Here is a 25,974-nt window from a genome sequence, read left to right on the forward strand (position 1 = left end):
AGCTTAGGTGCATCTCCTGGGCCCAACCTCCGGCTTGCGGCATTGCGGCGGAGCTTTGGTTAACTAGTTCTCACCGGCAGCCGCTTCGGCAGGGCGCGGTGCGCATCGGGCTCTGGTGTCTGGGTTGGCTTTGCCGCCAGGCCTGCCTAGAATCGCCCCCGCTCCGGGGTGCACGTATGGCGTGCTGAGACGGCGGACCTGACCGCCGGAACCGCGAACTTGATCTGGTTAGTACCAGCGTAAGAAGAGCTGCAGCGCCAAGGCGCGTGTGTCCGTCCATCCGTCCGTCTATGCATCGGCGGGGCCGGGCTCACCCGCATCCCCCTTGGCGCCGATGGCGGGGCATCCATCCACCCATGTGCTTTGGAGAGTCCGCCCCATGAACGCCCCCGACAAGTTCGCCCATCTGCTCGCGCTGACGCGTGAGCCCTTTCCCGCTTCCACCAAAGGCCGCATCGCCGGCAGCCGGCCCGATCTGCAGGTGCCGGTGCGCGACGTGCGCCTGACCAATGGCGAGACGGTGTCGCTCTACGACACCTCCGGCCCCTACACCGACCCCAACGCCGAGATCGACGTCCGCCGCGGCCTGGCCGGCCTGCGCGCCGCCTGGATCGACGAGCGCGGCGACACCGAAAGCTACGAAGGCCGCATCCGCCAGGCGCTGGATGACGGCGCCAAGCATGCGGAGCAGCAGGCCCCGCAGGAGCACGAGCGCATCACCCAGCTGCGCGCCGAGGCAGCAGCCCTGCAGCGTCAGCCGCGCCGCGCCAAAAGCGGCATGAACGTCACGCAGATGCACTACGCCCGCCGCGGCATCGTCACGCCCGAGATGGAGTACGTGGCCCTGCGCGAGAACGGCCGCCGCGAATGGATGGCCGAGTACCTGGCCGACGAGGAGCGCGCGCGCCGCGTGGCGGGCAATCCGCTGGGTGCGGCCATCCCCAAGATCATCACGCCCGAGTTCGTGCGCGACGAGGTGGCACGCGGGCGCGCCATCATCCCGGCCAACATCAACCACCCCGAGGTCGAGCCGATGGCCATCGGCCGCAACTTCAAGGTCAAGATCAACGCCAACATCGGCAACTCGGCCGTCACCTCCAGCATCGAGGAAGAGGTCGAGAAGCTGGTGTGGGCCATCCGCTGGGGCGCGGACAACGTGATGGACCTGAGCACCGGCAAGAACATCCACACCACGCGCGACTGGATCGTGCGCAACTCGCCGGTGCCCATCGGCACGGTGCCGATCTACCAGGCGCTCGAAAAGGTGGGCGGCGTGGCCGAAGACCTGACCTGGGCCATCTTCCGCGACACGCTGATCGAGCAGGCGGAGCAGGGGGTGGACTACTTCACCATCCACGCCGGGCTGCGGCTGCCCTTCATCCCGATGACGGCCAAGCGCATGACGGGCATCGTCTCGCGCGGCGGCTCGATCATGGCCAAGTGGTGCATCGCGCACCACCGCGAGAGCTTCCTCTACGAGCACTTCGAGGAGATCTGCGAAATCATGAAGGCCTACGACGTGAGCTTCTCGCTCGGCGACGGCCTGCGCCCCGGCTGCGGTGCCGACGCCAACGACGAGGCGCAGTTTGCAGAACTGCGCACGCTGGGCGAGCTGACGCAGATCGCCTGGAAGCACGACGTGCAGACCATGATCGAAGGCCCGGGCCATGTGCCGCTGCACATGATCCAGGCCAACATGGACGAGCAACTCAAGCACTGCCACGAGGCGCCGTTCTACACGCTGGGCCCGCTGACCATCGACATCGCCCCGGGCTACGACCACATCGCCAGTGCCATCGGCGCGGCCATGATCGGCTGGATGGGCACCGCCATGCTGTGCTACGTGACGCCCAAGGAGCACCTGGGCCTGCCCGACCGGGACGACGTCAAGCAGGGAATCATTGCGTACAAGATCGCGGCCCACGCCGCGGACGTGGCCAAGGGCCACCCGGGCGCGCGTGCACGCGACGACGCGCTCTCCAAGGCGCGCTTCGAGTTCCGCTGGGAAGACCAGTTCAACCTGGGCCTGGACCCGGACACGGCCCGCGACTTCCACGACGAGACGCTGCCCAAGGATTCGAGCAAGGTGGCGCACTTCTGCTCGATGTGCGGCCCCAAGTTCTGCTCGATGAAGATCACGCAGGAAGTGCGCGAGTACGCGGCGCAGGGCATGGACCAGAAGTCGCGCGAGTTCCGCGAGGGCGGCGGCGAGTTCTACGTGCCGATCCAGCCGGCCAAGGGCTGAGAAGGCGCACCTGGCCTGCGGGCGGCCCGTTCAGTGCGCCGGGTACGCCACGTCGCGCGCGGCCGCCAGCCGTGGCGCGGGCAGCGGCTCTTCCACGCCGGTGGTCGCATCCTGCGGCACCTCCTGGTAGACATTCGTCGCCGGGGCCACCACCGGGCTGCGGCCGGCCTTGAAGGACTGCTCGCGCACCAGCAGCCAGTAGGCCTTGTTCAGCGCCATGGCGCGCTGCGGGCTGGGCAGCGTCATCGACGAGACGTCGGTGGCGAGCCGCGCGAAGGCCTCGGGCTTCTCGCGGCCGTCGGGGCCGAAGTATTTGGTCAGCAGCTCCAGGTTCTCCCGGAACTCGTCGCCCGCATGGTTGGCGCGCAGGTAGCTCGCGTACTCGGGCTGTCCATCGGTGCGTAGCGGGTCGGGCACGGGCGGCTGGTGCACCATGTCGCTCCAGGCCAGCCAGCCATGCGCCGCGCCGGTGCGCAGCTTGCGCGCGAAGGCGAAGCTGCCGTCCTCGGTGGCCGAGATGCCGCTGTGGCAGCCCATGCAGTAGACGGTTTCCTCGAAGCTCTGCGGCCGTAGCTGGCCTCGGCGGTCCTCGATGAAGCCCTGGTAGACCCAGCCCTGCCGGTTGGACAGCCCCCGCTCCGCATTGCCCGGGAAGACCTCCGGGTTCTCGGGCTTGAGCGCCTGCTCCTTGCCTTCGATGGAGGCGGTGTGGCGCAGCTGCGAATAGGTGCGCCAGCCGTCCTTGCGGGCGTAGCGCAGCTCCTTCATGCGCGGCGATGCGGACACGGTGCCGTCGTTGCCCACCGCCAGGTAGCGCACGCTGTGCAGGAACTCCGTGCCTTCGGGGTACAGCCCCGCCGCCAGGTGCACCTGTCCGGCCGCCTGCTGCGCGCCGGCCTGGCCGGCATAGCGCATGCGCCGCTGCGGCTCGGCGGGCCAGATGTAGGCGATGTGGTCGGCCATGCCCAGGTGGCCGTCGCCGTCCAGGTCCGTGCCCAGGGCGCGCTCGTCCACCGGGTCGATGGGCACGTCCTGCCGTGTGATGAGCGACTCGACGATGGCCAGGTTGACGGTGTAGACCGCCAGGCTTTCGCGGCCCTGCGCGTCGCGGCGGAAGGCCGCAGGCAGGCGGATCGCCACGTCGTCGAAGGAGCCGTTGGTGGGCATGAAGGCGCCGGGGAAGGGGTGGTAGACGAAGCTGCGCCAGCCGGTGGGCGTGCCGTCGGGCGCATGGTCCCAGCCCTGGGCGTCGAAGTTCAGCCAGGCATCTGGGCGGTAGCCGTCCCAGCGGCCGTTGCCGTCGGCGTCCCAGCGGGCGGGCAGCTGCGCCAGGCGCTCGGTCAGCCGCAGCGTGCCGTTGGCGCCGTGGTAGTTGTCCTCGGCCACATAGCGGGCCATGTCGGCGTCGGCGATGGCTGCGACCTCGGCCCGCCGGTCCTTGAACAGATTGGTCCAGGGGTTGCGCGGCACCCGGCCCGCCTGCAATTGCGGGAAGGCGTATTCCTGCTGCAGCTCGGGCTGCCCGTTGGGATTGGGCTCGGGCGCCTCCGCATGGCAGACGTAGCAGGGGTTGTGGCGCAACGCCGCCACCTTGGCGATCGTGTAGCACTGCGGCGGGATGTAGGCGAGCCGGTTCTCCAGCGTGCGGCCCTCCAGGCTCACGCCGCCATCGTCCGGGTCGGCGCAGCCCGCGAGCAGCAATGCCGCGCCGACCAGCAGGGGCGTCAGCGCCGCGCTTGCCCGCCCCTGGCGGCCCATCACTTCTTCAGCACCGGCAGCGGGCCGATGTAGCCGAGGTACGAGCGGCGCTCCGCGCTGGTGGGGCTGACCATGCTCTGGTCGCTCTCGCCATACGGGTGCTGCACCACGTTCAGGATGTAGCTGAAGTTGTTGATGTTGGGGTGGTAGTAGAGGCTGGTAACTTCCGAGCCGTAGGGCGTGGTCATGATGCGGGTGAGCTTCTTCGTCTCGATGTTGTAGGCCCAGGTCATGTCGTTCTGGTGGCCGTCGTCGGAGTCCTCGCCGATCAGCAGGGTCTTCTGGCCCGGCATGAAGGTGATGTTGTCCGGGTTGGCGATGCCGTCGAGCGAGCAGACGTTGCCGGCGCTCGGGCCGCTCGGGTAGGCGTCGACGGTGCGCGGGTTGAGTCGGTTGGGGTCGGCCTTGGTGGTCATGATGCCGGCCAGCACGCCGTGCATGGACTTGGCCACGTAGTCGCTGCCGATGGTGGTATCGCTGCCCATGTCGTAGGCGTAGACGGCGCCGCAGTGGTTGAAGATGGCCTTGATGTCGTTGTTGCCGCCGCGGTCGTACTGGGTGTTGGCCACGCCCAGCTTGCGGTTGTCTTCCATGCCGCGCTCCAGGAAGCTGTACGACACGTACATGCGCTTGCCGTCCGGGTCGAAGGTCATGCCTTCTTCCTTGCGGAACTCCATGGTGGCGCCCAGGTAGGCGGCGTAGCGGCGCGTCTCCAGGAAGGCGGCGGCCTTCTCCTTGCCCGACTTGAGGGCCAGGCACTCCAGGCCGTAGGTCGTGTTCACGGACTTGAAGCCGGTGGCGCATTGCGCATTCGAATCCGGCGTGGCCGTGTCGAAGATGTCCGAGAACTTGGTGCCGGCGTCGATCAGCGTCTTGATCTCGCTGTCGCTGGCGTGGCCCAGCTTGATCCACGACACGTTGGCGTCCACCAGGTCGGTGGTGCCGGCCGGGGTGGTCTGGTTGACCTTGATGGCGTAGAGCGTGCCGGCCGTCAGATCGCCCGCCTTGTCGGCGGTGTACATGTAGTAGCTGGTGTTGGTCTCGTCGTCCGACTGGTAGACGGTGCGGTTGTCGGGCATCACGTACGACAGCTCGTGCGACATGCGGCCCATGCTGTAGTGCTTGGTCACCGTGGCGTTGGCCGATTCGTCCACCGCCACTTCGACCGGGTAGCCCCAGAAGTACAGGTTGCTCTTGGAGGCATCGCCGCCGATGGTGGTGCCGCCGCCGAAGTAGGTCGCCATGTATCCGGCGCGGCCGGTGCGGGCGTCGGGCGCGTCCTCTTCGCTGCCCAGGTGGGTCTGCCAGGGCGTGACGCTGCCGGCACAGGGGCTGACGATGCCGTTGATGCCCGACAGGTCCAGCGCGCGGGTGCTCACGGCGGTGAGGGCGCCGCTTTGCTTGTCCTGCGACAGCTCGGTCAGGTACAGCGCGCCGGGAATGTCTTCCATGTGCGCGACGGAGAACAGCTTGCTGCCGACCTTGAGGATCGAGGTGAAGTCGTTGGCGTCGGAGATGGTGGTCGAGCCGTCCGAGGCCAGGATGGGCTTCATCTGGTTGTCCAGGATGAGGCCGTAGGTGTTGAGGCTGGCGTCGCTGCCGCGGCGGTCGCCCGAGCGCAGGATGGTGTTGAAGCCGGTGGGCACGGTCTGCCCGTTGATGGTGGCCGAGCTGGTGGCGCGCACCTGGCGCTTCTCGCTGTCGGTGAAGGCGGCCGTGATGCTGCCGAAGGCGGCGTCGAAGGCCTGGGCGATGGCGGTGAGCACCGACCCGCCAGTGTTGCTGCTCGAAGACGAGGTGGTCGTACTGCTGGTGCTGCCGCTCTGCGTTGGAGTGGCGACGGGCGTGAAGACGGACGACGAGCCGCCGCCGCAGGCGGCGAGTTGGATGGTCACACCAGCCAGCGCGACCGCGCCGAGGCGGGTGGAAAGTTTCTGGAGGGACATGGTTGGGGTTCTGGTTTTCATGTGGGGTGATTCCTGAGCTCCTCGCTCGCGGCGGAGTCTGGTTCCCGGCCATGAAAGCGGAGTGACCGGAAGCTGACTCGCATGGTCAGCTTGGCGGCAGCCATCGCACCGTTCCCTCTGGATGGCAGCCCGTAGGCCTGCGACTACAGCCGGGGCACAGCAACAGGTCCACCATCGCGGACATGAACCATCCACCTCTTCAACTCATCGTGGAGGAGCCGCAACCCGGCGCCTTCGTGTGGAAGCTCCAGCAGACGGATGCGCAGGGGCAGCCCCGGCGCACCGTGCGCGAGTGCGAGTCGCCCGCGGACAGCTACGAGGCCGCGCTGGCCAGCGGAACGCGGGCGCTGAAGACGGCTCTGCGCGAGGGCGAGCCGTCGCATGCCTGATAGGCATGTCTGAGCCTTCGGCGCGTCGTACGCGCCGCTGAAGGGGGCCTGCCAGTTCCGACACGCCGGGTCCAGCGAGGCGAGTCGGAGGATCGGGCCAGTGTCCAAGCCGCATGGCGCTGGCGAGGACGTCACCTTCGGGTGCGTGCATGTGCCGCGCGCCCCGGCGGTGTGCGCGCCGGCGTTGGATTGTCCCCATGCGGGAGACAAAGTAATTCCTTTTGCGGGATTTATCTGTGGGTGGCCCTGCGGCACACTTTCGGCTGCCCGCGCGCGACCGGTTCCATGCCGTCTCGTTGCCATCCGAGCGCGAGGCGTCACCCCGGGGCCCGTCCATGCACATCGCTTCCGTTTTCGTCTCTGCTCGCCGTGGCGCTGGCCCGCTGGCCGGTGCCGGGCTGGCCCTGGCGCTTGCTGCGCCGCTCGTGCAGGCACAGGAGCCGAATGCGCTGACGCCTTTCTCGGCCGCGGCCGGTGCGGTCCCGCCCGCACCCTGGCACTTCAGCACGCTGCCCAACAAGACGCCCACCCACTTCGACGTCGTCTCGGAAGACGGGCGCCGCGTGCTCAAGGTCGAGGCCAACGATTCCTATGGCCTGCTGTCGCACCGCGTGCAGTTACCGCTGAACGAGTCGACGGTGCTCAGCTGGCGCTGGCGCGTCGACCAGTTCGTCGATGGCGCCGACCTGCGCACCCGCACGGGTGACGATGGCGCGGCCAAGCTCTGCGTCTTCTTCGACTTTCCGACCGACCGGCTGCCGCTGCTGGAGCGCACGCGCCTGGGTGTGGCGCGCAGCGTCTCGGGCGAGGACGTGCCCAGCGAGGCCTTGTGCTACGTCTGGGACGGCAAGGAGGCCAAGGGCCAGATGCTGGTCAACGCCTTCACCAACCGTATGCACATGGTGGTGCTCGAATCCGGCCCCGCCGCGCAGCCCGGCACCTGGGTGAGCGAGCGCCGCAACCTGCTGGCCGACTACCGCCGCGCCTTCGGCACCGAGGCACAGGGCGCCACGCCCGGCGTGGCGGCGGTGGTCGTCTCGGCCGATGCCGACAACACGCACGGCCACGGCCTGGCCTACTTCTCCGACCTGAGCCTCGTGGGCCCCGCCGGCGTGCGCGCCGAAGCGCGGCCCACGGCCAGTGGCATGGCCGAATAGGGGGGCTGCCATGAACGACCTCATCTCGCTGCTCGCCACCCAGGGCCCCGCCGTGGTTCTGGTGGTGACGCTGGCCGCCCGGCTCGGCGCGCCGGTCCCGGCCGTGCCGTTTCTGGTGGTGGCGGGTGGCCTGGCGATGGGCGGCTCGGCGCTGAATGCCGTGGCCATCGTCCTCGCCTCGCTGCTGGGCAACATCCTGGGCGACGGCGCCTGGTTCCTGGCCGGACGGCGCTGGGGCTATGCCGTGATGCGGCTGCTGTGTCGCGTCTCGCTCTCGGCCGACACCTGCGTGTCGCGCAGCGAAGCGATCCTCGGCCGGTGGGGTGGGCTGTCGCTGATCGCGGCCAAGTACGTGCCCGGCGTCTCGGTGGTGGCGCCGCCCATGGCTGGCGCGCTGGGCATGTCGAATGCGCGCTTCCTGGCCTTCGAGACGGCCGGCGCCCTGGTCTGGACGCTGGGCTACCTGTTGCTGGGTGCCGTGTTCCACGCCGCCATCCGCGATGTGCTGGCCGTGCTGGCCAACATCGGGCTGGCCGCCACCGTGGTGGGCGGTGTGCTGCTGGTGGCCTTCGTGCTCTGGCGCTACCACCAGCGCCGGATGGCACGCCGCGCCGACGACATCGTGACGATCAGCGTCGACGCCCTGCGCACGGCGCTGGCGCAGGGGCGCGCGCCGACGGTGCTCGACGTGCGTGGCGATCAGGTGCGGGCGATCGACCCGCGGGCCATCCCGGGCGCGGTGGGCTTTGCGCTGGCCGAGCTTCCGCATGCGCTCGGCCCCTTGGCCGATGGCCGCGACCTGGTGGTGTTCTGCGACTGCCCGGCCGATGCATCGGCCATCGCGGCGGCACGGGTACTGATGGCGGCAGGGCTGCCGCGGGTGCGCGTGCTGGAAGGTGGCCTGTCGGCCTGGGCGGCCGCCGACGTGGGCGATGGCGGGGCGGTCGAGGCGGCGCCGCCCGTTCCCGCATCGCTGGGCGCGACCGGCGGCGCCTGAGGCCTGGGCAAGGCGGCGAGGTTTTCGTGGCAACCTCGCCGGCTCATGCAAGCCCTTCTCGACGCCATCCATTCCCTAGCGCCCGCCCCTGACGCGCGGCGGATCTTCCACGGCCGTGGTGGCCTTCACGCCGGCTGCGAGCACCTGGTGCTCGACGCCTATCCCCCGGTCTTCGTGCTCACCAGCTTCAAGCCGCTGGCCGATGAGGACCTGGCCCGCATCGGTGAGGCCCTGCAGGCGCGATGGGCCGAGGTGGCGCCCGGCGAGCCGCTGAACTGGGTCTACCAGTGCCGGCACGAGGGGCGCAGCGAAACGCGCCTGATGGCCGGCGCAGTGCCCGACCCGCATGTGGTGACCGAGGACGGCGCCCGCTACCGCGTGCATGTGCTGCGCGGCCAGAACCACGGCCTCTTCCTCGACATGGCCGGGGGCCGGCGCTGGGTGCGCGCGCACGTGGCCGCGCGGCCGGGCTCGGCGGTGCTCAACCTCTTCGCCTACACCTGCGCCTTCTCGGTGGTGGCGCTGCAGGCCGGCGCGGGCCGCGTGGTCAATGTGGACATGAGCGCCGGCGCCATCGCCATCGGCCAGCAGAACCACCGGCTCAACGGCGTGGAAGGCGGTGCCAGCTTTCTGCCGCACGACCTGTTCAAGACCTGGGGCAAGGTCACGCGCGGCGGGCCCTACGAGCTGGTGGTGGTCGATCCGCCCAGCTACCAGAAGGGCAGCTTCGTGGCGACCAAGGACTATGCGCGGCTGATGCGCCGTCTGCCCGAGTTGCTGGCGCCGGGCGGCCATGCGCTGCTGTGCCTCAACGCGCCGGAGCTGGGCGTGGCCTTCCTGCATGACCAGATGCGCGAACTGGCGCCTTCGCTGCGCTTCGTCGAGCGGGTGGCCAACCCGGCGGCCTTCGCGGATGTGTCGGCCGACCGGGCGCTGAAGGTGCTGGTGTACGCGGCGCCAGCCGGCGAATAGGGCGCGGGCGTCATTCAGCAATGGGTGGCCCGGTCATGCGCGGGGTGGTCAGGCCAGGGCAGTGATGACAGAGAAGGGGCTGCCCATCAGCCCTGCGGGTTCTGCTGCGCCGCCGCGGCCCGAAAGGCGCCGGGGCTCTGCCCCGTCCATTCGCGGAAGGCGCGCGAAAAGCTCTTCTCGTTGCGAAAGCCCACCGCCAGCGCCACCTGCTTGACCGGCCGCGCGGTGCGCTGCAGCAGCTCGATGGCCTGCTGCTGGCGCACCTCGTCCTTCAGGCCCTGCAGGCTCAGCCCTTCGGCCAGCAGCTGCCGGTGCAGGGTGCGGCTGGAGATGTGCAGCAGCGCCGCCAGCCCCTCCGCGGTCGAGGCCTGGGCGCCATGGGTGCGCAGCGCCTCACGCACGCGCTGGCCCAGCAACCGGTCGCGCCGGTACTGCAGCACCGTCAGCGGCAGGGCGCGGCGCAGCATGGTGCGCAGGGCGGCCTCGTCGCGCAGCAGCGGCAGCGCCAGGTAGCGCGCGTCGAAGCGAAAGCCCGCCTGCGCGGCGCCGAAGTGCAGGCGCCCGCTGAACATCAGCCCGTAGGCATCGGCATGCGGTGGGGCGTCGAAGGGAAAGTGCGCCTCCTGCAGCCACAGCCGCGAGTCGATGGCCCAGCTGGCAAAGCCATGCAGAAAGCGCAGGCTGGAGACCAGGCAGAACTCGCGGAAGCTGCCGAGCGGGCGGCGCTCCTCGATCCACACCGAGGCGACCTCGCCCTCTACCTCCAGCCGCAGCGCGATGTCGTCCACCAGCAGCCGGTGGTGGCGGCACCAGCGCTTGATGGCCACGCCCAGGTCCGGCGCCGTGATCGAGGCGCGGCACAGCATGCCGTGGCTGCCCCAGGGCAGGCGACGGCTGAACCAGCCCAGGGCCTCGTCGTCCAGCTCCTGCATGGCGTGCTCGTTGAGCGCCTCGAACTGCGCCGCGGTGACGCGGGCCTCGGGCCGCCACAGCTCGCGCGGCGTGATCTGTGCCGCGCGCAGGGCCGCGCCGGGGTCTACGCCGTAGCGGGCATAGCCCTGCACGATGGCTCGCACGAAGGCCATGGGCGTGGCCGCACGCTGGGGTTTGAGGAAGCGGGGAGAGGGCATCTAGTGGATAACCCGAGGCGCCGGGCGATGGCGGGATTTGCAACCATTGTGTCGCCAAATGGGAATCCCTCCGGCGTAAGCTGAACCGGCTTTCGCACACTTCCACGGAGACGACGCATGTCCGCACAACGCCTGCCCGGCCTGGACTTCGGCCTGGGCGACACCATCGACGCCCTGCGCGAGGCCATCGCCGATTTCTGCGCCCACGAGATCACGCCGCGTGCCGCGGACATCGACCGCGAGAACCTCTTCCCCCGCGACCTGTGGGCCAAGCTCGGCAGCCTGGGACTGCACGGCATGACGGTGAAGGAGGAGTTCGGCGGCACCGAACTGGGCTACCTGGCCCACATCGTCGCCATGGAAGAGGTGTCGCGCGCCTCCGCCTCGGTAGGCCTGTCGTACGGCGCGCATTCCAACCTGTGCGTCAACCAGATCCACCGCAACGGCAACGAGGCGCAGAAGAAGAAGTACCTGCCCAAGCTCGTCAGTGGCGAGCACGTGGGCGCGCTGGCCATGAGCGAGCCCAACGCCGGCTCGGACGTGGTGAGCATGAAGCTGCGCGCCGACAAGAAGGACGGCTACTACGTCCTCAACGGCAGCAAGATGTGGATCACCAACGGCGGCGATGCCGACACGCTGGTCATCTACGCCAAGACCGAGCCCGAGATGGGCGCACGCGGAATGACCGCCTTCCTGGTCGAGAAGGGCTTCAAGGGCTTTTCTGCCGGCACCAAGCTCGACAAGCTGGGCATGCGCGGCAGCAACACCTACCCGCTGTTCTTCGACAACTGCGAGGTGCCCGAGGAGAACATCCTGGGCGGCGAGGGCAACGGCGCCAAGGTGCTGATGAGCGGCCTGGACTACGAGCGCGCCGTGCTCTCCGGCGGGCCGCTGGGCATCATGGCGGCGTGCATGGATGCGGTGATTCCGTACGTCCACGAGCGCCAGCAATTCGGCCAGGCCATCGGCGAGTTCCAGCTGATGCAGGGCAAGATCGCCGACATGTACAGCACCTGGCAGGCCTGCCGTGCCTACGTGTATGCCGTGGGCCGGGCCTGCGACACGGCCGACCATGCGCGCACCTTCCGCAAGGACGCGGCCGGCGCCATCCTGTACTCCGCCGAGAAGGCCACCTGGATGGCCGGCGAGGCGATCCAGGCCCTGGGCGGCGTGGGCTACACCAAGGACTTCCCGGTCGAGCGCCTGTGGCGCGACGCCAAGCTCTACGAGATCGGCGCCGGCACCAGCGAGGTCCGCCGCATGCTCATCGGCCGCGAGCTGTTCGCAGAGACAGCATGACCACACCCCCAGGCTTCGCGCTGCGCGCTACGCCAACCCCCTGAAGGGGACGCACCCGGCGGCCTGGCAAAGCCAGTTCCGCGGGTGCCACTGGCATGGCCTGCTCCGCGGCCTCCGGATCGATCAACAAGGAGACGCACATGACCGACAGCTACGCCCGCGGCGCCACCGAGCCCGCCCTGATCGAGCAGACCATCGGCGACTTCTTCGACGCCATGGCCGCGCGCCAGCCCGACGCGCTGGCGCTGGTGAGCCGCCACGAGGGCGTGCGCCTGTCGTACGGCGAGCTGCAGACGCAGGCGTCGCGCCTGGCCAGCGCCCTGCTGCGCGCCGGCCTGCAGCCGGGCGAGCGCATCGGCATCTGGTCGCACAACAACCTGGCCTGGGTGTTGATGCAGCTCGCCACGGCGAAGGCGGGCCTGGTGCTGGTCAACATCAACCCGGCCTACCGCACGTCGGAAGTCGAGTACGCGCTGAACAAGGTGGGCTGCAAGGCGCTGGTGACCATGCCGCGCTTCAAGACCAGCGAGTACCTGGCCATGCTGCGCGAGCTGGGCTCGGCGCGCCTGCCGGACCTGAAGAACATCTGGTGGATCGACGCCCCCGGCGCTGCCGACGAAGCCGGGCCGGACATTGCCACCGCACGCTTTTCGCAGCTGCTGGCCAGCGGCGATGCGGCCGACCCGCGCGTGGCCCAGGTGCAGGCCACGCTGAAAGCCACCGACCCCATCAACATCCAGTTCACCAGCGGCACCACCGGCTTTCCCAAGGGCGCCACGCTCACGCACCGCAACATCCTCAACAACGGCTACTTCATCGGCGAATGCATGAAGCTGGGCCCCGAGGACCGGCTGTGCATCCCGGTGCCGATGTACCACTGCTTCGGCATGGTGCTGGGCAACCTGGCGTGCCTGACGCACGGCAGCGCCATCGTGTATCCCAACGACGGCTTCGACCCGCTGCTCACGCTCGAAGCGGTGCAGGCCGAGCGATGCACCGGTCTGCATGGCGTGCCCACCATGTTCATCGCCGAGCTGGACCATCCGCGTTTCGACGAGTTCGACCTGTCGAGCCTGCGCACCGGCATCATGGCCGGCACCGCCTGCCCCATCGAGGTGATGAAGCGCGTGGTGGACCGCATGCACCTGGGCGAAATCACCATTGCCTACGGCATGACCGAGACCAGCCCGGTGAGCTGCCAGAGCAGCACCGACACGCCGCTGGAGCGGCGCGTTTCCACCGTCGGCACGGTGCAGCCGCACCTGGAAGTGAAGATCGTCGACCCCGAATCGGGCGCCACCGTGCCGCGCGGCCAGCCCGGCGAGCTGTGCACCCGCGGCTATTCGGTGATGCACGGCTACTGGGGCGACGAGGCCAAGACCCGCGAGGCCATCGACGCCGAAGGCTGGATGCACACCGGCGACCTGGCCACCATGGACGACGAGGGCTACGTCAACATCGTCGGCCGCATCAAGGACATGGTGATCCGCGGCGGCGAGAACATCTACCCGCGCGAGATCGAGGAGTTCCTGTACCGCCATCCGCAGGTGCAGGACGTGCAGGTGGTGGGCCTGCCCGACCGCAAGTACGGCGAGGAGCTGTGCGCCTGGATCATTCCCAAGCCCGGCCAGCAGCCGACCGAGGCCGACATCCGCGCCTTCTGCCAGGGCCAGATCGCGCACTACAAAGTGCCCAAGTACATCCGCTTCGTCGAGGCCTTCCCGATGACGGTGACGGGCAAGATCCAGAAGTACCGCATCCGCGACCAGATGGCCGACGAGCTGGGCCTTCAGGCCGAGAAGACGGCATGAGGCTGTTGGCGAGCGGGATGTTCAAGGGTGCGTCAGTCGCGCGAGGCCGGGCCATGCGGCGCCAGCCCCGCGGCCTGGCGTGCGGCGCGCAGGCGCTTGCGCAGCGCCACCTCGGCCATGTCCAGCTCGCCCACCAGTTCGCGCAGCGAGGCGTCGTTGATGCGATGCGACTGGCGCTCGCCATACAGCGCATGCCGCTCGGCCTGCAGGCAGGCCAGGCGCAGCTCCAGCTCGTGCACGAAGCCCTGCTTGCGGGCGCGCACGGCTTCGGCTTCCTCGGCCCGCGTCTCGGGCGTGGAGGCGGCGGCGCTGTCGTCGTCCAGCAGTTCCAGGCGCACCCGGTACTGCTGGGTGATGCGGCCGACCATCTCCTGCCGCTGGGCGGCGGTGTCGGCATCGACGTCGTTCACCTCCTTCTGGCTGCGCACCAGGCTGGAAATGGCCGCATGGCAGGCGGCGATGCGGGCCTCGCGCTCCTCGCGCACCTCGGCCGCTTCGGCCGGTTGGGGAAGGCGGCGCAGCACCAGTGGCAGGCCGATGCTGCCGACCAGCAGCGTGACGAGGATGGTGCCGGTGGCCAAAAAGACCAGCAGGTCGCGCGAGGGAAAGGGCGTGTCGGCATCGACCATCAGCGGAATCGACAGGGCGCCGGCCAGCGTCACCGCGCCGCGGATGCCCGCCAGCGTGGTGGCGAGCGTCAGGCGCCAGGACGGCTGCTCGGCCATGCGCCCGTCCCGGTGCGCCCGCCGCAGGCTGCCGCGCACGGCCAGCTGCAGCCACACCCAGCGCAGCAGCAGCAGCGCGGCCGAAATGACCAGCACATAGCCCACCAGCGTCCAGGCGCCGTGGTGCTTGCTTTCGTCCACGGTGCGCAGGATGGAGGGCAGCTGCAGCCCCAGCAGCAGGAAGATGGCGCCGTTGAAGGCCGACTCGATCATGGTCCAGGTGCCTTCGGCCTGCATGCGCTCGGCGATGAACTCGCTGCGCTCCAGGTCGGCGAAGTTGGTGGCGATGCCGGCCGCCACCGCGGCCAGGATGCCCGAGACGCCGATGCGTTCGCCCACGATGTAGGCGGCAAAGGGCAGCAGCACGAGCAGCAGCACCATCTGCGTGGCCGCCACGTCGCCCAGCCGGCGGGTGACGGCGGCGCGGGCATGGGCGAAGCCCCAGCCCATCAGCGTGCCGGTGCCCACGCCGCCCAGGGCGATCCACAGGAACTCGCGCGTCACCTGCGCCCACGAGAACAGGCCGGTGAGCGTGGCCGCGACGGCGAACTTGAGCGCCACCAGGCCCGAGGCATCGTTCAGCAGCGATTCGCCCTCCAGCACATGCATGGTCTTGGCCGGCATGCCCAGGCGCCGTGTGATGGCCGAGACGGCCACCGCGTCGGTGGGCGAGACCACCGCGGCCAGCGCGAAGGCCACCGGCAGCGGCATCTCCGGAATCATCCAGTGCACCAGCCAGCCCAGGCCGAACACGGTGAAGGCCACCAGGCCGAAGGCCAGCTTGAGGATCGGCCGATGCAGCGCGAAGAACTCCCGCTTCGGAATGCGCCAGCCGTCCGCGAACAGCAGCGGCGGAATGAACAGCAGCAGGAACAGCTCCGGATCGAAGGCGATGTGCAACCCCTGCTGCGGCCAGGACAGGGCAGCGCCCAGGGCGATCTGGATCAATGGCAGCGGAATGGCCCGCAGGTAGCGGGCGGCGATGCCGGTGAGTGCGCCGAGCATCAGCACCAGCAGGACGGTTTCGACGGTGTGCACGGGTTCTTCTTGTTGGATTTCGTGAAGGGGCGGGCAGGACGGGCTTGGAGTGCCCGGCGCCGCCGAGGGTTCGCATCATCTTCGCGCGGCACGCGGCTGCGCGTCAGGCTCCAAGGACATTCATGAGCAAACTGGTCTCCCAACTCAATCCCAGATCCGAGGCCTTCCAGGCCAACGCCGCGGCCATGCGCGCGCTGGTGGACGACCTGCGCGCCCAGTTCGCGCGGGTGGAGCAGGGCGGCGGCGAGGCCGCGCGCGCCAAGCACACGGCCCGCGGCAAGCTGCTGCCGCGCGACCGGGTGCAGCAATTGCTGGACCCGGGCTCGCCCTTCCTGGAGATCGCGCCGCTGGCCGCCCACGCCATGTACAACGGCGATGCGCCGGGCGCGGGCCTGATCGCCGGCATCGGTCGCGTGAGCGGCGTGGAATGCATGGTGGTGTGCAACGACGCCACGGTGAAGGGCGGCACCTACTACCCGATGACGGTCAAGAAGCACCTGCGCGCGCAGGAGATCGCGGCGCAGAACCGGCTGCCCTGCATCTACCTGGTCGACTCGGGCGGCGCCAACCTGCCGAACCAGGACGAGGTCTTTCCGGACCGCGACCACTTCGGCCGCATCTTCTTCAACCAGGCCAACATGAGCGCGGACGGCATCGCGCAGATCGCGGTGGTCATGGGCTCGTGCACCGCGGGCGGCGCATACGTGCCGGCCATGAGCGACGAATCGATCATCGTCAAGGAGCAGGGCACCATCTTCCTGGGCGGCCCGCCGCTGGTGAAGGCCGCCACCGGCGAGGTGGTGTCGGCCGAGGACCTGGGCGGCGGCGACGTGCACACCCGGCTGTCGGGCGTGGCCGACCACCTGGCGCAGAACGACCTGCATGCGCTGGCGCTGGCGCGGGAGGCGGTCGCCAACCTCAATGCCCAAGCGCCGGCTTCCGAGGAGGCGGACAGGGCGCTGCCGCCGGCCTACTCGGCGGATGAACTCTACGGCGTCATCCCCACCGACACCCGCAAGCCCTTCGACGTGCGCGAGATCATTGCCCGCATCGTCGACGGCAGCGAGTTCCACGAATTCAAGGCCCGTTTCGGCACCACCCTGGTCTGTGGCTTCGCGGCCATCGAGGGCATGCCGGTCGGCATCGTGGCCAACAACGGCATCCTGTTCTCGGAGTCGGCGCAGAAGGGCGCGCACTTCATCGAGCTGTGCGGCCAGCGCAAGATCCCGCTCGTCTTCCTGCAGAACATCACCGGCTTCATGGTGGGCCGCAAGTACGAGAACGAGGGCATCGCCCGCCATGGTGCCAAGATGGTGACGGCGGTGGCCACCGTCAACGTGCCCAAGTTCACCATCATCATCGGCGGCAGCTTCGGCGCCGGCAATTACGGCATGTGCGGCCGGGCGTACTCGCCGCGCTTCCTCTGGATGTGGCCCAACGCCCGCATCAGCGTGATGGGCGGCGAGCAGGCCGCCAGCGTGCTGGCCACCGTCAAGCGCGACGGCATCGAGGCCCGCGGCGGCCAGTGGACCAAGGACGAGGAAGAGGCCTTCAAGGCGCCCATCCGCCAGCAGTACGAGGACCAGGGCCATCCCTACTACGCCACGGCGCGCCTGTGGGACGACGGGATCATCGACCCCGCCGACACCCGCCGCGTGCTGGCGCTCGGCCTGGCCGCCGCGCGGCATGCGCCCATTCCGGAGCCCAAGTTCGGTGTGTTCCGCATGTGATGAGTGATGTGTATGATTTTCCGTTTTCATACACATAGGGGGTGCCATGCGGACCAACATCGTGATCGACGACGCGCTCATGGAGGCCGCCATGCGCGCAGGTGGCTTCAAGACCAAGAAGGAAGCGGTCGAAGAGGGCCTTCGGTTGCTGGCCCGGCGCGAGGCCTACCAGAAGCTGCTGGCATTGCGAGGCAAGCTGCAATGGATGGGCGACGAGAGCATCGACTGGACGCGCCTGCCGGCCGAGCCGCAGGCCGTCCAGGAGCCGGCGCCTGCGCCGTACGTGTCGAAGAGGCACTCGCGGCCATGATGACGGTCGATTCCAGTGTCTGGATTGACTTCTTCCGCAATCGGGAGACGTCTCAGACCTCGGCCCTGCGGCAGTTGATGGAGGGCAACGAAGACCAATTGGTCTTGCTGGATCTGGTTCTCATGGAGGTGCTGCGCGGCTTTGCGCACGACCGGGAGTGGCGCCTTGCACGCGAAGCCTTGGCGGCCTTGCCTGTCGCCACGGCCGGCGGCGAAGCCGTCGCCCTGCGCGCCGCCGACATCTACCGCCAGCAGCGTCGGCGCGGCGTCACCGTCCGCAGCCCCATCGACCTGATGGTCGCCGCCTGGTGCGTGGAGCATGGCTGTGCGCTCCTGCACGGCGACCGCGATTTCGACGGCATCAACGGCCTGAACGGCTGGAAGGACTGAGGTCATGCATCCACGTCACCGCCATCCGTCTCGCACCAGCCGCCCGCCGGTTGGGCGCGGCCCTGTATGGCGGGCGTTGTTGCGGACGATTGCCAGTGCTCTCCGGCGCGCATGGCTGGCCCTGCCGCTGGCGGCTTTCCTCATTCCTGCGCATGCGACGTTGCGCGAGACCCAGCTCGATGTGCCTGTCTCGGTGCAGGACATGCAGGGCCGACGCGTCGCCCAGACCATCCGCGTCACCGTGTTCGACGACGACGCCAATCCGCATCCCGCCCCGGTGCTGGTGCTCAACCACGGCCGGGCGGTCGACGCGGCCGGCCGCGCGGCGCTGGGCCGCGCGCGCTACCACGAGGCCTCCCGCTTCTTCGTGCGCCACGGCTTCATCGTGACCGTGCCCACGCGGGTGGGCTACGGCGTGAGCGGCGGGCCGGACGTGGAGGACAGCGGTGCCTGCCAGCGGCGCGACTATCCCGCCGGCTACGGCGCTGCGGCCGACCAGGCGCTCGCGGCCTTGGCCGCCGTGCGCGCCATGCGGGGCGCGGACCCGGTGCGCGCCGTCATCGTGGGCCAGTCCTATGGCGGGGCCACGGCCATCGCCGCCGCGGCACGTGCCACGCCCGGCGTGGTGGCCGCCATCAACTTTGCTGGCGGGGGCGGCGGCAATCCGCGTACCCATGCTGGCCAGCCCTGTTCGCCGCAGCAGATGGGCGAACTCTTCGCCAGCTACGGCCGCAGCGTGCGCATCCCCACGCTGTGGCTGTATGCCGAGAACGACCAGTACTTCGGCGCCGACTGGCCGCGCCAGTGGTTCTCGGCCTTCCGCGCCGCGGGCGGCAATGGCGAGCTCGTGCAGTTCCCGCCGCAGGGCGAGGACGGTCACAGCACCTTCACCCGAGCACCGCAGGCCTGGCAGCCGGTGGTGTCCGGCTTTCTGCAGCGGTTGGGTTTTCCGGCACTGCGCGACTGAACCCTTCGACCAACCGAGACACGCCATGACCGACTTCACCACGCTCGAACTGCACATCGACGGCCCGGTGGCCCGCATCTGGCTCAACCGGCCCGAGATGCGCAACGCCATCGACGACGTGTTCATCCGCGAGCTGGCCGAGGCCTTCACGCAGGCCCAGGCCGCCGATGGCGTGCGGGCCGTGGTGCTGGGCGGGCGCGGCCCGGCCTTCTGCGCCGGCGCCAACCTCAACTGGATGAAGCGCGCCGCCAGCTTCACGCCCGAGCAGAACCTGCAGGACGCCGCCGGCCTGCCGCGCATGCTGCGCACGCTGGCCGACAGCCGCCTGCCGGTGATCGCGCGCATCCAGGGCGACGTGTACGCGGGCGGCATGGGCCTGGTGTCGGTGTGCGACGTGGCCATCAGCGCCGACAGCGCCAATTACTGCCTCAGCGAGGTCAAGATCGGCCTCATCCCCGCCACCATCAGTCCGTACGTGATCCGGGCGATGGGCGCGCGCGCGGCGCAGCGCTACTTCCTCACGGCCGAGCGCTTCACCGCGGCCGAGGCCCATCGCGTCGGCCTCGTGCACGAGGTGGTGCCCGCCGATGCGCTGGACGCCAAGGTGGACGAGGTGCTGAAGAACATCCTGGCCGCTGCACCCGGCGCGGTGGCCGAATCCAAGCGCCTGCTGCGCGACGTGACCGGCCAGCCCATCGACGACGAACTGGCCGCCGAGACGGTGCGCCGCATCGCCGCCCTGCGTGCCAGCGAAGAAGGCCAGGAAGGCCTGCGCGCCTTCCTGGAGAAGCGCAAGCCGGCCTGGGCGCAGGCACGCTGATCGGCCGCCGATGGACGGTCTGGACTTTCCCCAACTGCTCGCCCTGGCCGCCGCCCTCGGCTGGGCCAGCGGCGTGCGCCTGTACCTGGCGGTGCTGCTGGTGGGCCTGGCCGGCTGGCTGGGCTGGGTGCCGTTGCCCACGGGGCTGCAGGCGCTGTCGCATCCAGTGGTGCTGATCGTCAGTGGCTTTCTGGTCTTCGTCGAATTCTTCGCCGACAAGATTCCGGGCCTGGATTCGCTCTGGGACATGGTTCACACGGTGATCCGAATCCCGGCCGGCGCGGCGCTCGCGGCCTCGGTGTTCGGTGCCGACCATGCGGCCATGGCCGTGGTGGCGGCGCTGGTGGGCGGCGGCTTCGCGGCCACGGCCCATGCGGCCAAGGCCACCACGCGCGCGGCCATCAATACCTCGCCCGAGCCCTTCACCAACGTGGGCGCCTCGCTGGCCGAGGACTCGCTGGTGCCGGCCGGCCTGTGGCTGGCGCTGGCGCATCCGCTGGTCTTCCTGGTGGCGCTGGTGTTGGTGCTCGTCCTCAGCGTGTGGCTGATCCGCAAGAGCTGGCGCTTCCTGCGGGCGCTCGTCGGCCGCCTCACGCGCATCTTCAGCGGCCGACCCGACCCGGGTGTCGCGCCTGCCTTTTCCCGCGCTGGCCGCGGCAACAAATCGTCCGGAGACCTGCCTCATGTTCAAGAAGATCCTGATCGCCAACCGCGGTGAGATCGCCTGCCGGGTGGCCGCCACTGCCCGCCGCCTGGGCGTGCGCACCGTGGCCGTTTTTTCCGACGCCGACGCGCAGGCCAACCATGTGCGCGCCTGCGACGAGGCCGTGGCCCTGGGTGGCAACGCCCCCAAGGAAAGCTACCTGCGCTGGGAGCGCATCCTGGAGGCCGCCCGCGCCACGGGCGCCGAGGCCATCCATCCCGGCTACGGTTTCCTGTCCGAGAACGAGGACTTCGCCCGCGCCTGCGCCGAGGCGGGCCTGGTCTTCATCGGCCCGCCGCCCTCGGCCATCCAGGCCATGGGCCTGAAGGCCGAGTCCAAGCGGCTGATGGAGAAGGCCGGCGTGCCGTTGGTGCCCGGCTACCACGGCGCCGACCAGGACCCGGCCCTGCTGCAGCGCGAGGCCGACCGCATCGGCTACCCGGTGCTCATCAAGGCCAGCGCCGGTGGCGGCGGCAAGGGCATGCGCATCGTCGAGAAGAGCGAGGACTTCGCCGCCGCGCTGGCCAGCTGCCAGCGCGAGGCGATCAACAGCTTCGGCGACGACGCGGTGCTGATCGAGAAGTACGTGCAGCGCCCGCGGCACATCGAGATCCAGGTCTTCGGCGACACGCAGGGCCACTATGTGCACCTGTTCGAACGCGACTGCTCGGTGCAGCGCCGCCACCAGAAGGTGCTGGAAGAAGCGCCCGCGCCCGGCATGCCGCCCGCGCTGCGCCAGCGCATGGGCCAGGCCGCCGTCGATGCCGCGCGCGCCGTGGACTACGTGGGCGCCGGCACCGTCGAGTTCATCGTCGAGCAGACCGGCGGCTACGACGCGCCCGAGACCATGACCTTCTACTTCATGGAGATGAACACGCGGCTGCAGGTGGAGCATCCCGTCACCGAGGCCATCACCGGCCTGGACCTCGTGGAATGGCAACTGCGCGTGGCCAGTGGCGAGCCGCTGCCCCTGGCCCAGGGCGACCTGCGCATCCACGGCCACGCCATCGAGGCGCGTATCTGCGCCGAGAACCCGGACAAGGGCTTCCTGCCCGCGACCGGCCCGCTGACGGTCTACCGCAAGCCCGCCGCCGCGGCCTTCGCGCGGGCCGATGTGCGCATCGACGACGGCGTGCGCGAGGGCGGCGAAATCTCGCCGTACTACGACTCGATGATCGCCAAGCTGATCGTGCATGGCGACACGCGCGAGCAGGCCCTGGCCCGGCTCGACGCCGCGTTGGCGCAGGTGCAGATCGTGGGTGTGGCGACCAATGTGCAGTTCCTGCGCGGCGTGCTGGCCACCGAATCCTTCTCGAAGGCGCGGTTGGACACGGCGCTGATCGAGCGCGAGCGGGCGCAGCTCTTCGACCGCGATCCCCTGGGCCTGCCGCTGCTGGCGGCGGGCGTCGTGGCCCGCCAGCTCGCCGACGAGGCGGCGCCGGCTGCAGGCGGCCCCTTCGGCCGTGCCGACGGCTGGCGCGGCCTGGGGCTCGCCACGCGCACCTTCGCCTTCGACTTCAACGGCCAGGGTGCCACGGCGCTGCTGCGCTACGGCCCGGGCGCCACGCGGCACCTGAGCGTGAGCGAGGGCGAATCACAGGTCGCGGGCGACCTGGCCTGGACGCTGCTGCCCGACGGCCGCCTGTCGCTGGACTTCGCCGGCCGCCGCGAGGTGCTGGCCGTGCACCGCCACCAGGACCAGTGGCATGTGTTCGGCCAGGCCGGCGCTGGCCGCATCGATGCCGTCGACCGTCTCGCCCATGCCGGCGACACCCAGGCCGAAGGCGGGCGCCTGACGGCGCCGATGCCCGGCAAGGTGGTGTCCTTCGCCGTCAAGGCGGGCGACACGGTGAGCAAGGGCCAGCCGCTGGCGGTGATGGAGGCCATGAAGATGGAGCACACCATCGCCGCGCCGGCCGACGGCACCGTGGCCGAGCTGCTGTTCGCGCCCGGCGACCAGGTCACCGAGGGGGCAGAGCTTCTGCGTCTGGCCGCGTAGCATCGCGGGCTGTCTTCCACAGCCTTCCTGCACGCCCTCATGCGCATCGCCCTCTGCCTGACCGACACCAAATCCGCCCCATGGATCGAGGGCCTGCACGCCGCCCTGCCGGACGCCGAGATCGTCGACTGGACGCCCGGCAGCCCGCAGGCCGACTACGCGGTGGTGTGGGCACCGCCGCAGCAGATGGTGGACGAGCAGCCGGGCCTGAAGGCCATGTTCAACATCGGCGCGGGTGTGGACGCGATCACGAAGCTCAGCCTGCCACCCCACCTGAAGATCGTGCGGCTGGACGATGCCGGCATGTCGGTGCAGATGGCCGAGTACGTGTGCCATGCGCTGATCCGTCACTTCCGCGAGTTCGACGTCTACGAGGCCGAGGCGCGGCAGGGCCGCTGGGTCTACCGCAAGCCGCTGGCCCGTGCCGACTTTCCGGTCGGCATCATGGGCCTGGGTGTGCTGGGCGAACGCGTGGCGCGAGCGGTGCAGCAGTTCGAGTTTCCGGTACTGGGCTGGAGCCGCACGCCCAAGTCCATCGAGGGTGTGCGCACCTTCGCGGGCGAGGCGCGGCTGGGCGACTTTCTGGTCAATACGCGGGTGCTGGTCAACCTGCTGCCGCTGACCGATGCCACCCGCGGCATCCTCAACCGCACCACGCTGTCGGCGCTCAAGCCCGGGGGCTACCTGATCCACATTGCGCGCGGCGGCCATCTGGTGGAAGAGGACCTGATCCCGCTGATCGACAGCGGCAAGCTGGCCGGTGCCACGCTGGATGTGTTCCAGCAGGAGCCGCTGCCCGCCGACCATGCCTTCTGGCGGCATCCCAAGATCACCGTCACGCCGCACGGTTCGGCGCGCACGCTGCGCAGCGAGTCCATCGCACAGATCGCCGGCAAGATCCGCGCGCTGCAGGCCGGCCGGCCCATCGCGGGCGTGGTCGATCCGCAGCGCGGCTACTGAGCACTGGCGCGCGCGGGCCGCAGACGGCCCGCGGCGGCGCGTGCTCAGCGCACCGTCAGGCTCACCGGCTTGGCGACGATCACATAGCTGTAGGTTCCGTCGCCCATCTTGTAGCGGTAGCCGGGCAGCACGACGGCGGTGCCGGCCGCGGTGAAGCGCAGGTCGCCTTCCGCGCTCTGCACGAAGGGCGCCGTGCCGTCGATCACGGCCATCACGTTGCTCTGCGCGGCGATGCTGCCGCCCACCTGCGTGGTCAGCGTCACGGGCAGGGTCACCGGCGTGTTCAGGCCCACGGTGGCCGTGGCGGCCGTGCCGATCTCCACCGGGAAGTCCTTCGCCCAGAAGGCGTAGTCGGTGGTGATGCCGTGCGTGCCATAGCTGTAGAAGCGATGGAACGCCGCCTGGTCGTTGATGGTCCAGGGCCAGAAGGTGATGCCGCGGTGCTTGCCGGCTTCCATCGTCGCCTGGCTCAGCCCGCCGTAGGCCGGGTTGTAGGTGGACGAATAGGGCTGCACGGCCGCCAGGATGTTGCGCACCGCCAGCTGCGGATCGCTGGCGTCGGCATTGCTGTTGAGGAAGCCCGTCGAGAGTTCGGGCAGCGTCTGGCCCGCACGGTTGAGCTGGTCGCCCAGGAAGGAGATGGCCACCGCCTGATCGCGCGTGCCGGCCGCGTCCAGCTCGTTCTTGAGTTGTGCCACCAGGCCGGTGTTGCTGCTCTTGAGCTCGATGAAGTGCGTGACCGGCCGGCCCTTGAAGGCGCTGAAGTATTCCTGCAGCGTCGGCACCTCGCGGTTGCCCACCTTCGTGCGCAGCTGCTTGACCTGGGCCAGCGTCATCGACTCGATGCGGCCGGTGCCGTTGGTGGTCCGGTCCACCGTGTCGTCATGCATGATGACCAGGTGCTTGTCGCTGGTGAGGTAGATGTCGTTCTCCACCACGTCGGCACCGGCCGCCACGGCGGCCTGCGCGCTGGCCAGCGTGTTCTCGTCGCCCGTGCCCTGCGGCATGCCGCGGTGGCCGATCACCAGCGGCTTGCGCAGCAGCGTGTTGGCGGGCAGCTTGCGCATCACGCGGGCGAAGACGGCGCCGTCGCTGGCGAGCACGCCGTTCACGCCGGTGGTCAGCACCTGGGCGGCCTCGGTGGGCGTGCTGGCGCTGCTGGCGGCCCAGGCCGTGATCAGCAGGCGCTGCAGCTGGGCCACGGTGGCGCGCTGCGTCATCGCGGGCGGCAGCACGGCGATCTTGGCGCGGGCCTTGTTGGTGGCGCTCACCACCTGCATCACGCTCTGGGTGCTGGCGTCGAGCAGGCCGGAACCCGAGAAGTCCACCGCCGCGCGCACCATCGGCATCAGCGTGCGTGCGCGGGCGAGCAGGCTCACCTGGTCGGACAGCAGGGTCACGTCGCTCAGGTCGTTCTCCTGCGCGTAGCGGGCCAGCGCGTCCACCGTGGCGTCGTCGGCCACGCGCAGCACCGGGGCCGTGGCACGGTTGCGGTCGGCCAGGTACTGGGCCAGGCTGCCCAGGCTTTCGCCGCTGGCGCTGCGCAGGCTCAGCGTGCTGTCGATGCGGAACAGTGCGTTGCTGGCACCGCTGGCGGCCAGGTTGGTGCTGGCGGCCATGGGCTGCACCAGGGTCGGCGCCATGGCGGCTGCAGTGCCCGTGTCCTGCAGCGCGGCAGGCGTGGCGATCTCGGGCAGCGGCTTGAGCTGCTCGCTCACCTTGATGCTGTCCACCCGCATCAGCAGGCCGGCCGTCTGCAGTCCGATGCCGCCCTTGGCGGGCGCGGCGGCGTCCAGCGTGACGTCGTGCATCAGCACGTTGTCCAGGTACTGGCGTGCGCGGTTGCCGTGAACGATCACGGTGGCGGTGTAGGTCTTTGCGCTGTCGATGGCCGAGCCGAAGGCCTTGGTGGACTGCACCGTCCACGCGCCCGCCTTGCGCAGCGCGAACTCGGTGCCGTTGCTGGCGGTGGCGTTCTGGCGGATCGCGAACTGGTGGTAGGGCTCGTAGGCCGGCGTGGCCGTGGCGGCCGAGCTTCGGTACATCACGCTGCCCCAGCGCGCATTGTTGTTGGCGGCCTCGAAGGTGAAGACCACGTCGATGCGGTAGTCGGACATCTCGGCCAGTGCCGCGGGCAGGGCCACGCCCGTCATGGCGAAGCTGTCGGCCCGGCCGTCGATGTAGAGGCTGCCGTCGCGCACGCTCACCGTGCCCTTGTTGGCCGCCGGCCGTGCCCAGCTGGCGGGCAGGTCGCTCAGCCCGGTGAAGCTTTCCTCCAGCAGCACCTTGGCGGTGGGTTCGGGTTCCGGGGCGGGACTGGGCGCAGGGGCCGTGCCGGGCGCGGGCGCTGGGGATGTGCCCGGTACCGGGCTGGGCGCTGGCGCAGGAGCGGGCGACGGGGCGGGTGCGGTGCCCGTGCCGAGGCCCGTTCCGGGCACGAAGGTGGCGCCGCCACCTCCACCCCCGCCGCAGGCGGCCAAGGCCAGGCTCATGGCGATCGCGGCTGCGATGCGTGTCTGTTGCATGAAGAAACTCCGACTCTGTTTTTTAATGGAGGCCGCAATCTAGGCAGCCCCCGTGACGTCGGTATGTCGTGTGCGATCCGCGC

General features: G+C 69.8%; 20 protein-coding genes and 1 riboswitch. Of the genes, 15 read left to right on the plus strand and 5 right to left on the minus strand.

Features of this window, described 5'->3' with window-relative positions:
• Positions 1-154: 154 nt before the first annotated feature.
• A riboswitch (TPP riboswitch) is annotated at positions 155-263 on the plus strand.
• Between the two features lie 116 nt (positions 264-379).
• On the plus strand, positions 380-2,245 hold the full coding sequence (thiC, locus tag ABIC63_RS22345; RefSeq protein ID WP_294375105.1) for a phosphomethylpyrimidine synthase ThiC: 1,866 nt from the start codon (positions 380-382) through the stop codon (positions 2,243-2,245).
• 30 nt (positions 2,246-2,275) lie between these two features.
• Here thiC and ABIC63_RS22350 read toward each other — a convergent pair whose 3' ends face one another.
• Both ABIC63_RS22350 and ABIC63_RS22355 read right to left on the minus strand, forming a co-directional pair.
• A complete protein-coding gene (locus ABIC63_RS22350; protein ID WP_354321419.1) occupies positions 2,276-4,003 on the minus strand; it encodes an Aq_1262 family (lipo)protein in 1,728 nt (575 codons plus the stop codon).
• A complete protein-coding gene (locus ABIC63_RS22355; RefSeq protein WP_294375097.1) occupies positions 4,003-5,949 on the minus strand; it encodes an alkaline phosphatase PhoX in 1,947 nt (648 codons plus the stop codon). Before ABIC63_RS22355 ends, ABIC63_RS22350 begins: the two co-directional genes overlap by 1 nt.
• Positions 5,950-6,152: 203 nt before the next feature.
• Here ABIC63_RS22355 and ABIC63_RS22360 point away from each other — a divergent pair, with 203 nt between their 5' ends.
• The 4 genes from ABIC63_RS22360 (at position 6,153) to ABIC63_RS22375 (ending at position 9,485) form a co-directional block, all read left to right on the plus strand.
• Positions 6,153-6,359 carry a hypothetical protein gene (locus ABIC63_RS22360; RefSeq protein ID WP_294375095.1) on the plus strand — a complete coding sequence of 69 codons (207 nt, stop codon included), beginning with the start codon at positions 6,153-6,155 and terminating at the stop codon, positions 6,357-6,359.
• Positions 6,360-6,694: 335 nt separating this feature from the next.
• Positions 6,695-7,516 carry a DUF3047 domain-containing protein gene (locus tag ABIC63_RS22365; protein WP_294375093.1) on the plus strand — a complete coding sequence of 274 codons (822 nt, stop codon included), beginning with the start codon at positions 6,695-6,697 and terminating at the stop codon, positions 7,514-7,516.
• 10 nt (positions 7,517-7,526) lie between these two features.
• Entirely contained in the window at positions 7,527-8,513 is a 987-nt protein-coding gene (locus ABIC63_RS22370; RefSeq protein ID WP_354321421.1) for a VTT domain-containing protein, read from the plus strand.
• Between the two features lie 45 nt (positions 8,514-8,558).
• Entirely contained in the window at positions 8,559-9,485 is a 927-nt protein-coding gene (locus ABIC63_RS22375; protein ID WP_354321422.1) for a class I SAM-dependent methyltransferase, read from the plus strand.
• A gap of 86 nt (positions 9,486-9,571) precedes the next feature.
• Here the strand turns inward: ABIC63_RS22375 and ABIC63_RS22380 are convergent, their stop codons facing one another.
• Positions 9,572-10,615, minus strand: coding sequence for an AraC family transcriptional regulator (locus ABIC63_RS22380; protein WP_354321423.1), 1,044 nt, complete (start codon positions 10,613-10,615; stop codon positions 9,572-9,574).
• Positions 10,616-10,732: 117 nt separating this feature from the next.
• On the opposite strand from ABIC63_RS22380, the gene ABIC63_RS22385 reads away from it, so the two are divergent.
• Positions 10,733-11,914, plus strand: a complete 1,182-nt coding sequence (locus tag ABIC63_RS22385; protein ID WP_354321424.1) for an isovaleryl-CoA dehydrogenase — start codon at positions 10,733-10,735, stop codon at positions 11,912-11,914.
• Positions 11,915-12,054: 140 nt separating this feature from the next.
• Complete coding sequence (locus tag ABIC63_RS22390; RefSeq protein WP_502935904.1) at positions 12,055-13,725, plus strand: AMP-binding protein; 1,671 nt, start codon at positions 12,055-12,057, stop codon at positions 13,723-13,725.
• 32 nt (positions 13,726-13,757) lie between these two features.
• Here the strand turns inward: ABIC63_RS22390 and ABIC63_RS22395 are convergent, their stop codons facing one another.
• Positions 13,758-15,488 (minus strand): Na+/H+ antiporter, encoded by a 1,731-nt coding sequence (locus ABIC63_RS22395; protein WP_354321427.1) that lies wholly within the window; start codon positions 15,486-15,488, stop codon positions 13,758-13,760.
• A 122-nt stretch (positions 15,489-15,610) separates the two neighbouring features.
• Here ABIC63_RS22395 and ABIC63_RS22400 point away from each other — a divergent pair, with 122 nt between their 5' ends.
• From ABIC63_RS22400 to ABIC63_RS22435, 8 genes are all read left to right on the plus strand, one after another.
• The gene (locus tag ABIC63_RS22400; RefSeq protein ID WP_354321428.1) at positions 15,611-17,218 is read left to right on the plus strand and encodes a carboxyl transferase domain-containing protein; all 1,608 of its coding nucleotides are present in this window, start codon (positions 15,611-15,613) and stop codon (positions 17,216-17,218) included.
• A 46-nt stretch (positions 17,219-17,264) separates the two neighbouring features.
• Entirely contained in the window at positions 17,265-17,528 is a 264-nt protein-coding gene (locus ABIC63_RS22405; RefSeq protein WP_354321429.1) for a type II toxin-antitoxin system VapB family antitoxin, read from the plus strand.
• Entirely contained in the window at positions 17,525-17,917 is a 393-nt protein-coding gene (gene vapC / locus ABIC63_RS22410) for a type II toxin-antitoxin system VapC family toxin (protein WP_354321430.1), read from the plus strand. The genes ABIC63_RS22405 and vapC overlap by 4 nt, the downstream gene beginning before the upstream one ends.
• A 160-nt stretch (positions 17,918-18,077) precedes the next feature.
• The gene (locus tag ABIC63_RS22415) at positions 18,078-18,884 is read left to right on the plus strand and encodes an alpha/beta hydrolase family protein (RefSeq protein WP_354321431.1); all 807 of its coding nucleotides are present in this window, start codon (positions 18,078-18,080) and stop codon (positions 18,882-18,884) included.
• A gap of 25 nt (positions 18,885-18,909) precedes the next feature.
• Positions 18,910-19,704 (plus strand): enoyl-CoA hydratase/isomerase family protein, encoded by a 795-nt coding sequence (locus tag ABIC63_RS22420; protein ID WP_354321432.1) that lies wholly within the window; start codon positions 18,910-18,912, stop codon positions 19,702-19,704.
• Positions 19,705-19,714: 10 nt separating this feature from the next.
• The gene (locus tag ABIC63_RS22425; RefSeq protein ID WP_354321433.1) at positions 19,715-20,422 is read left to right on the plus strand and encodes a DUF4126 domain-containing protein; all 708 of its coding nucleotides are present in this window, start codon (positions 19,715-19,717) and stop codon (positions 20,420-20,422) included.
• A complete protein-coding gene (locus ABIC63_RS22430) occupies positions 20,388-22,406 on the plus strand; it encodes an acetyl/propionyl/methylcrotonyl-CoA carboxylase subunit alpha (protein ID WP_354321434.1) in 2,019 nt (672 codons plus the stop codon). The genes ABIC63_RS22425 and ABIC63_RS22430 overlap by 35 nt, the downstream gene beginning before the upstream one ends.
• A 39-nt stretch (positions 22,407-22,445) precedes the next feature.
• Entirely contained in the window at positions 22,446-23,366 is a 921-nt protein-coding gene (locus ABIC63_RS22435; protein WP_354321435.1) for a 2-hydroxyacid dehydrogenase, read from the plus strand.
• A gap of 44 nt (positions 23,367-23,410) precedes the next feature.
• Here ABIC63_RS22435 and ABIC63_RS22440 read toward each other — a convergent pair whose 3' ends face one another.
• Positions 23,411-25,891, minus strand: coding sequence for a glycerophosphodiester phosphodiesterase family protein (locus tag ABIC63_RS22440; RefSeq protein ID WP_354321436.1), 2,481 nt, complete (start codon positions 25,889-25,891; stop codon positions 23,411-23,413).
• Positions 25,892-25,974 lie beyond the last annotated feature (83 nt).

It is taken from the genome of Pseudacidovorax sp. 1753 (assembly GCF_040544975.1).
Lineage (GTDB): Bacteria > Pseudomonadota > Gammaproteobacteria > Burkholderiales > Burkholderiaceae_C > Xenophilus.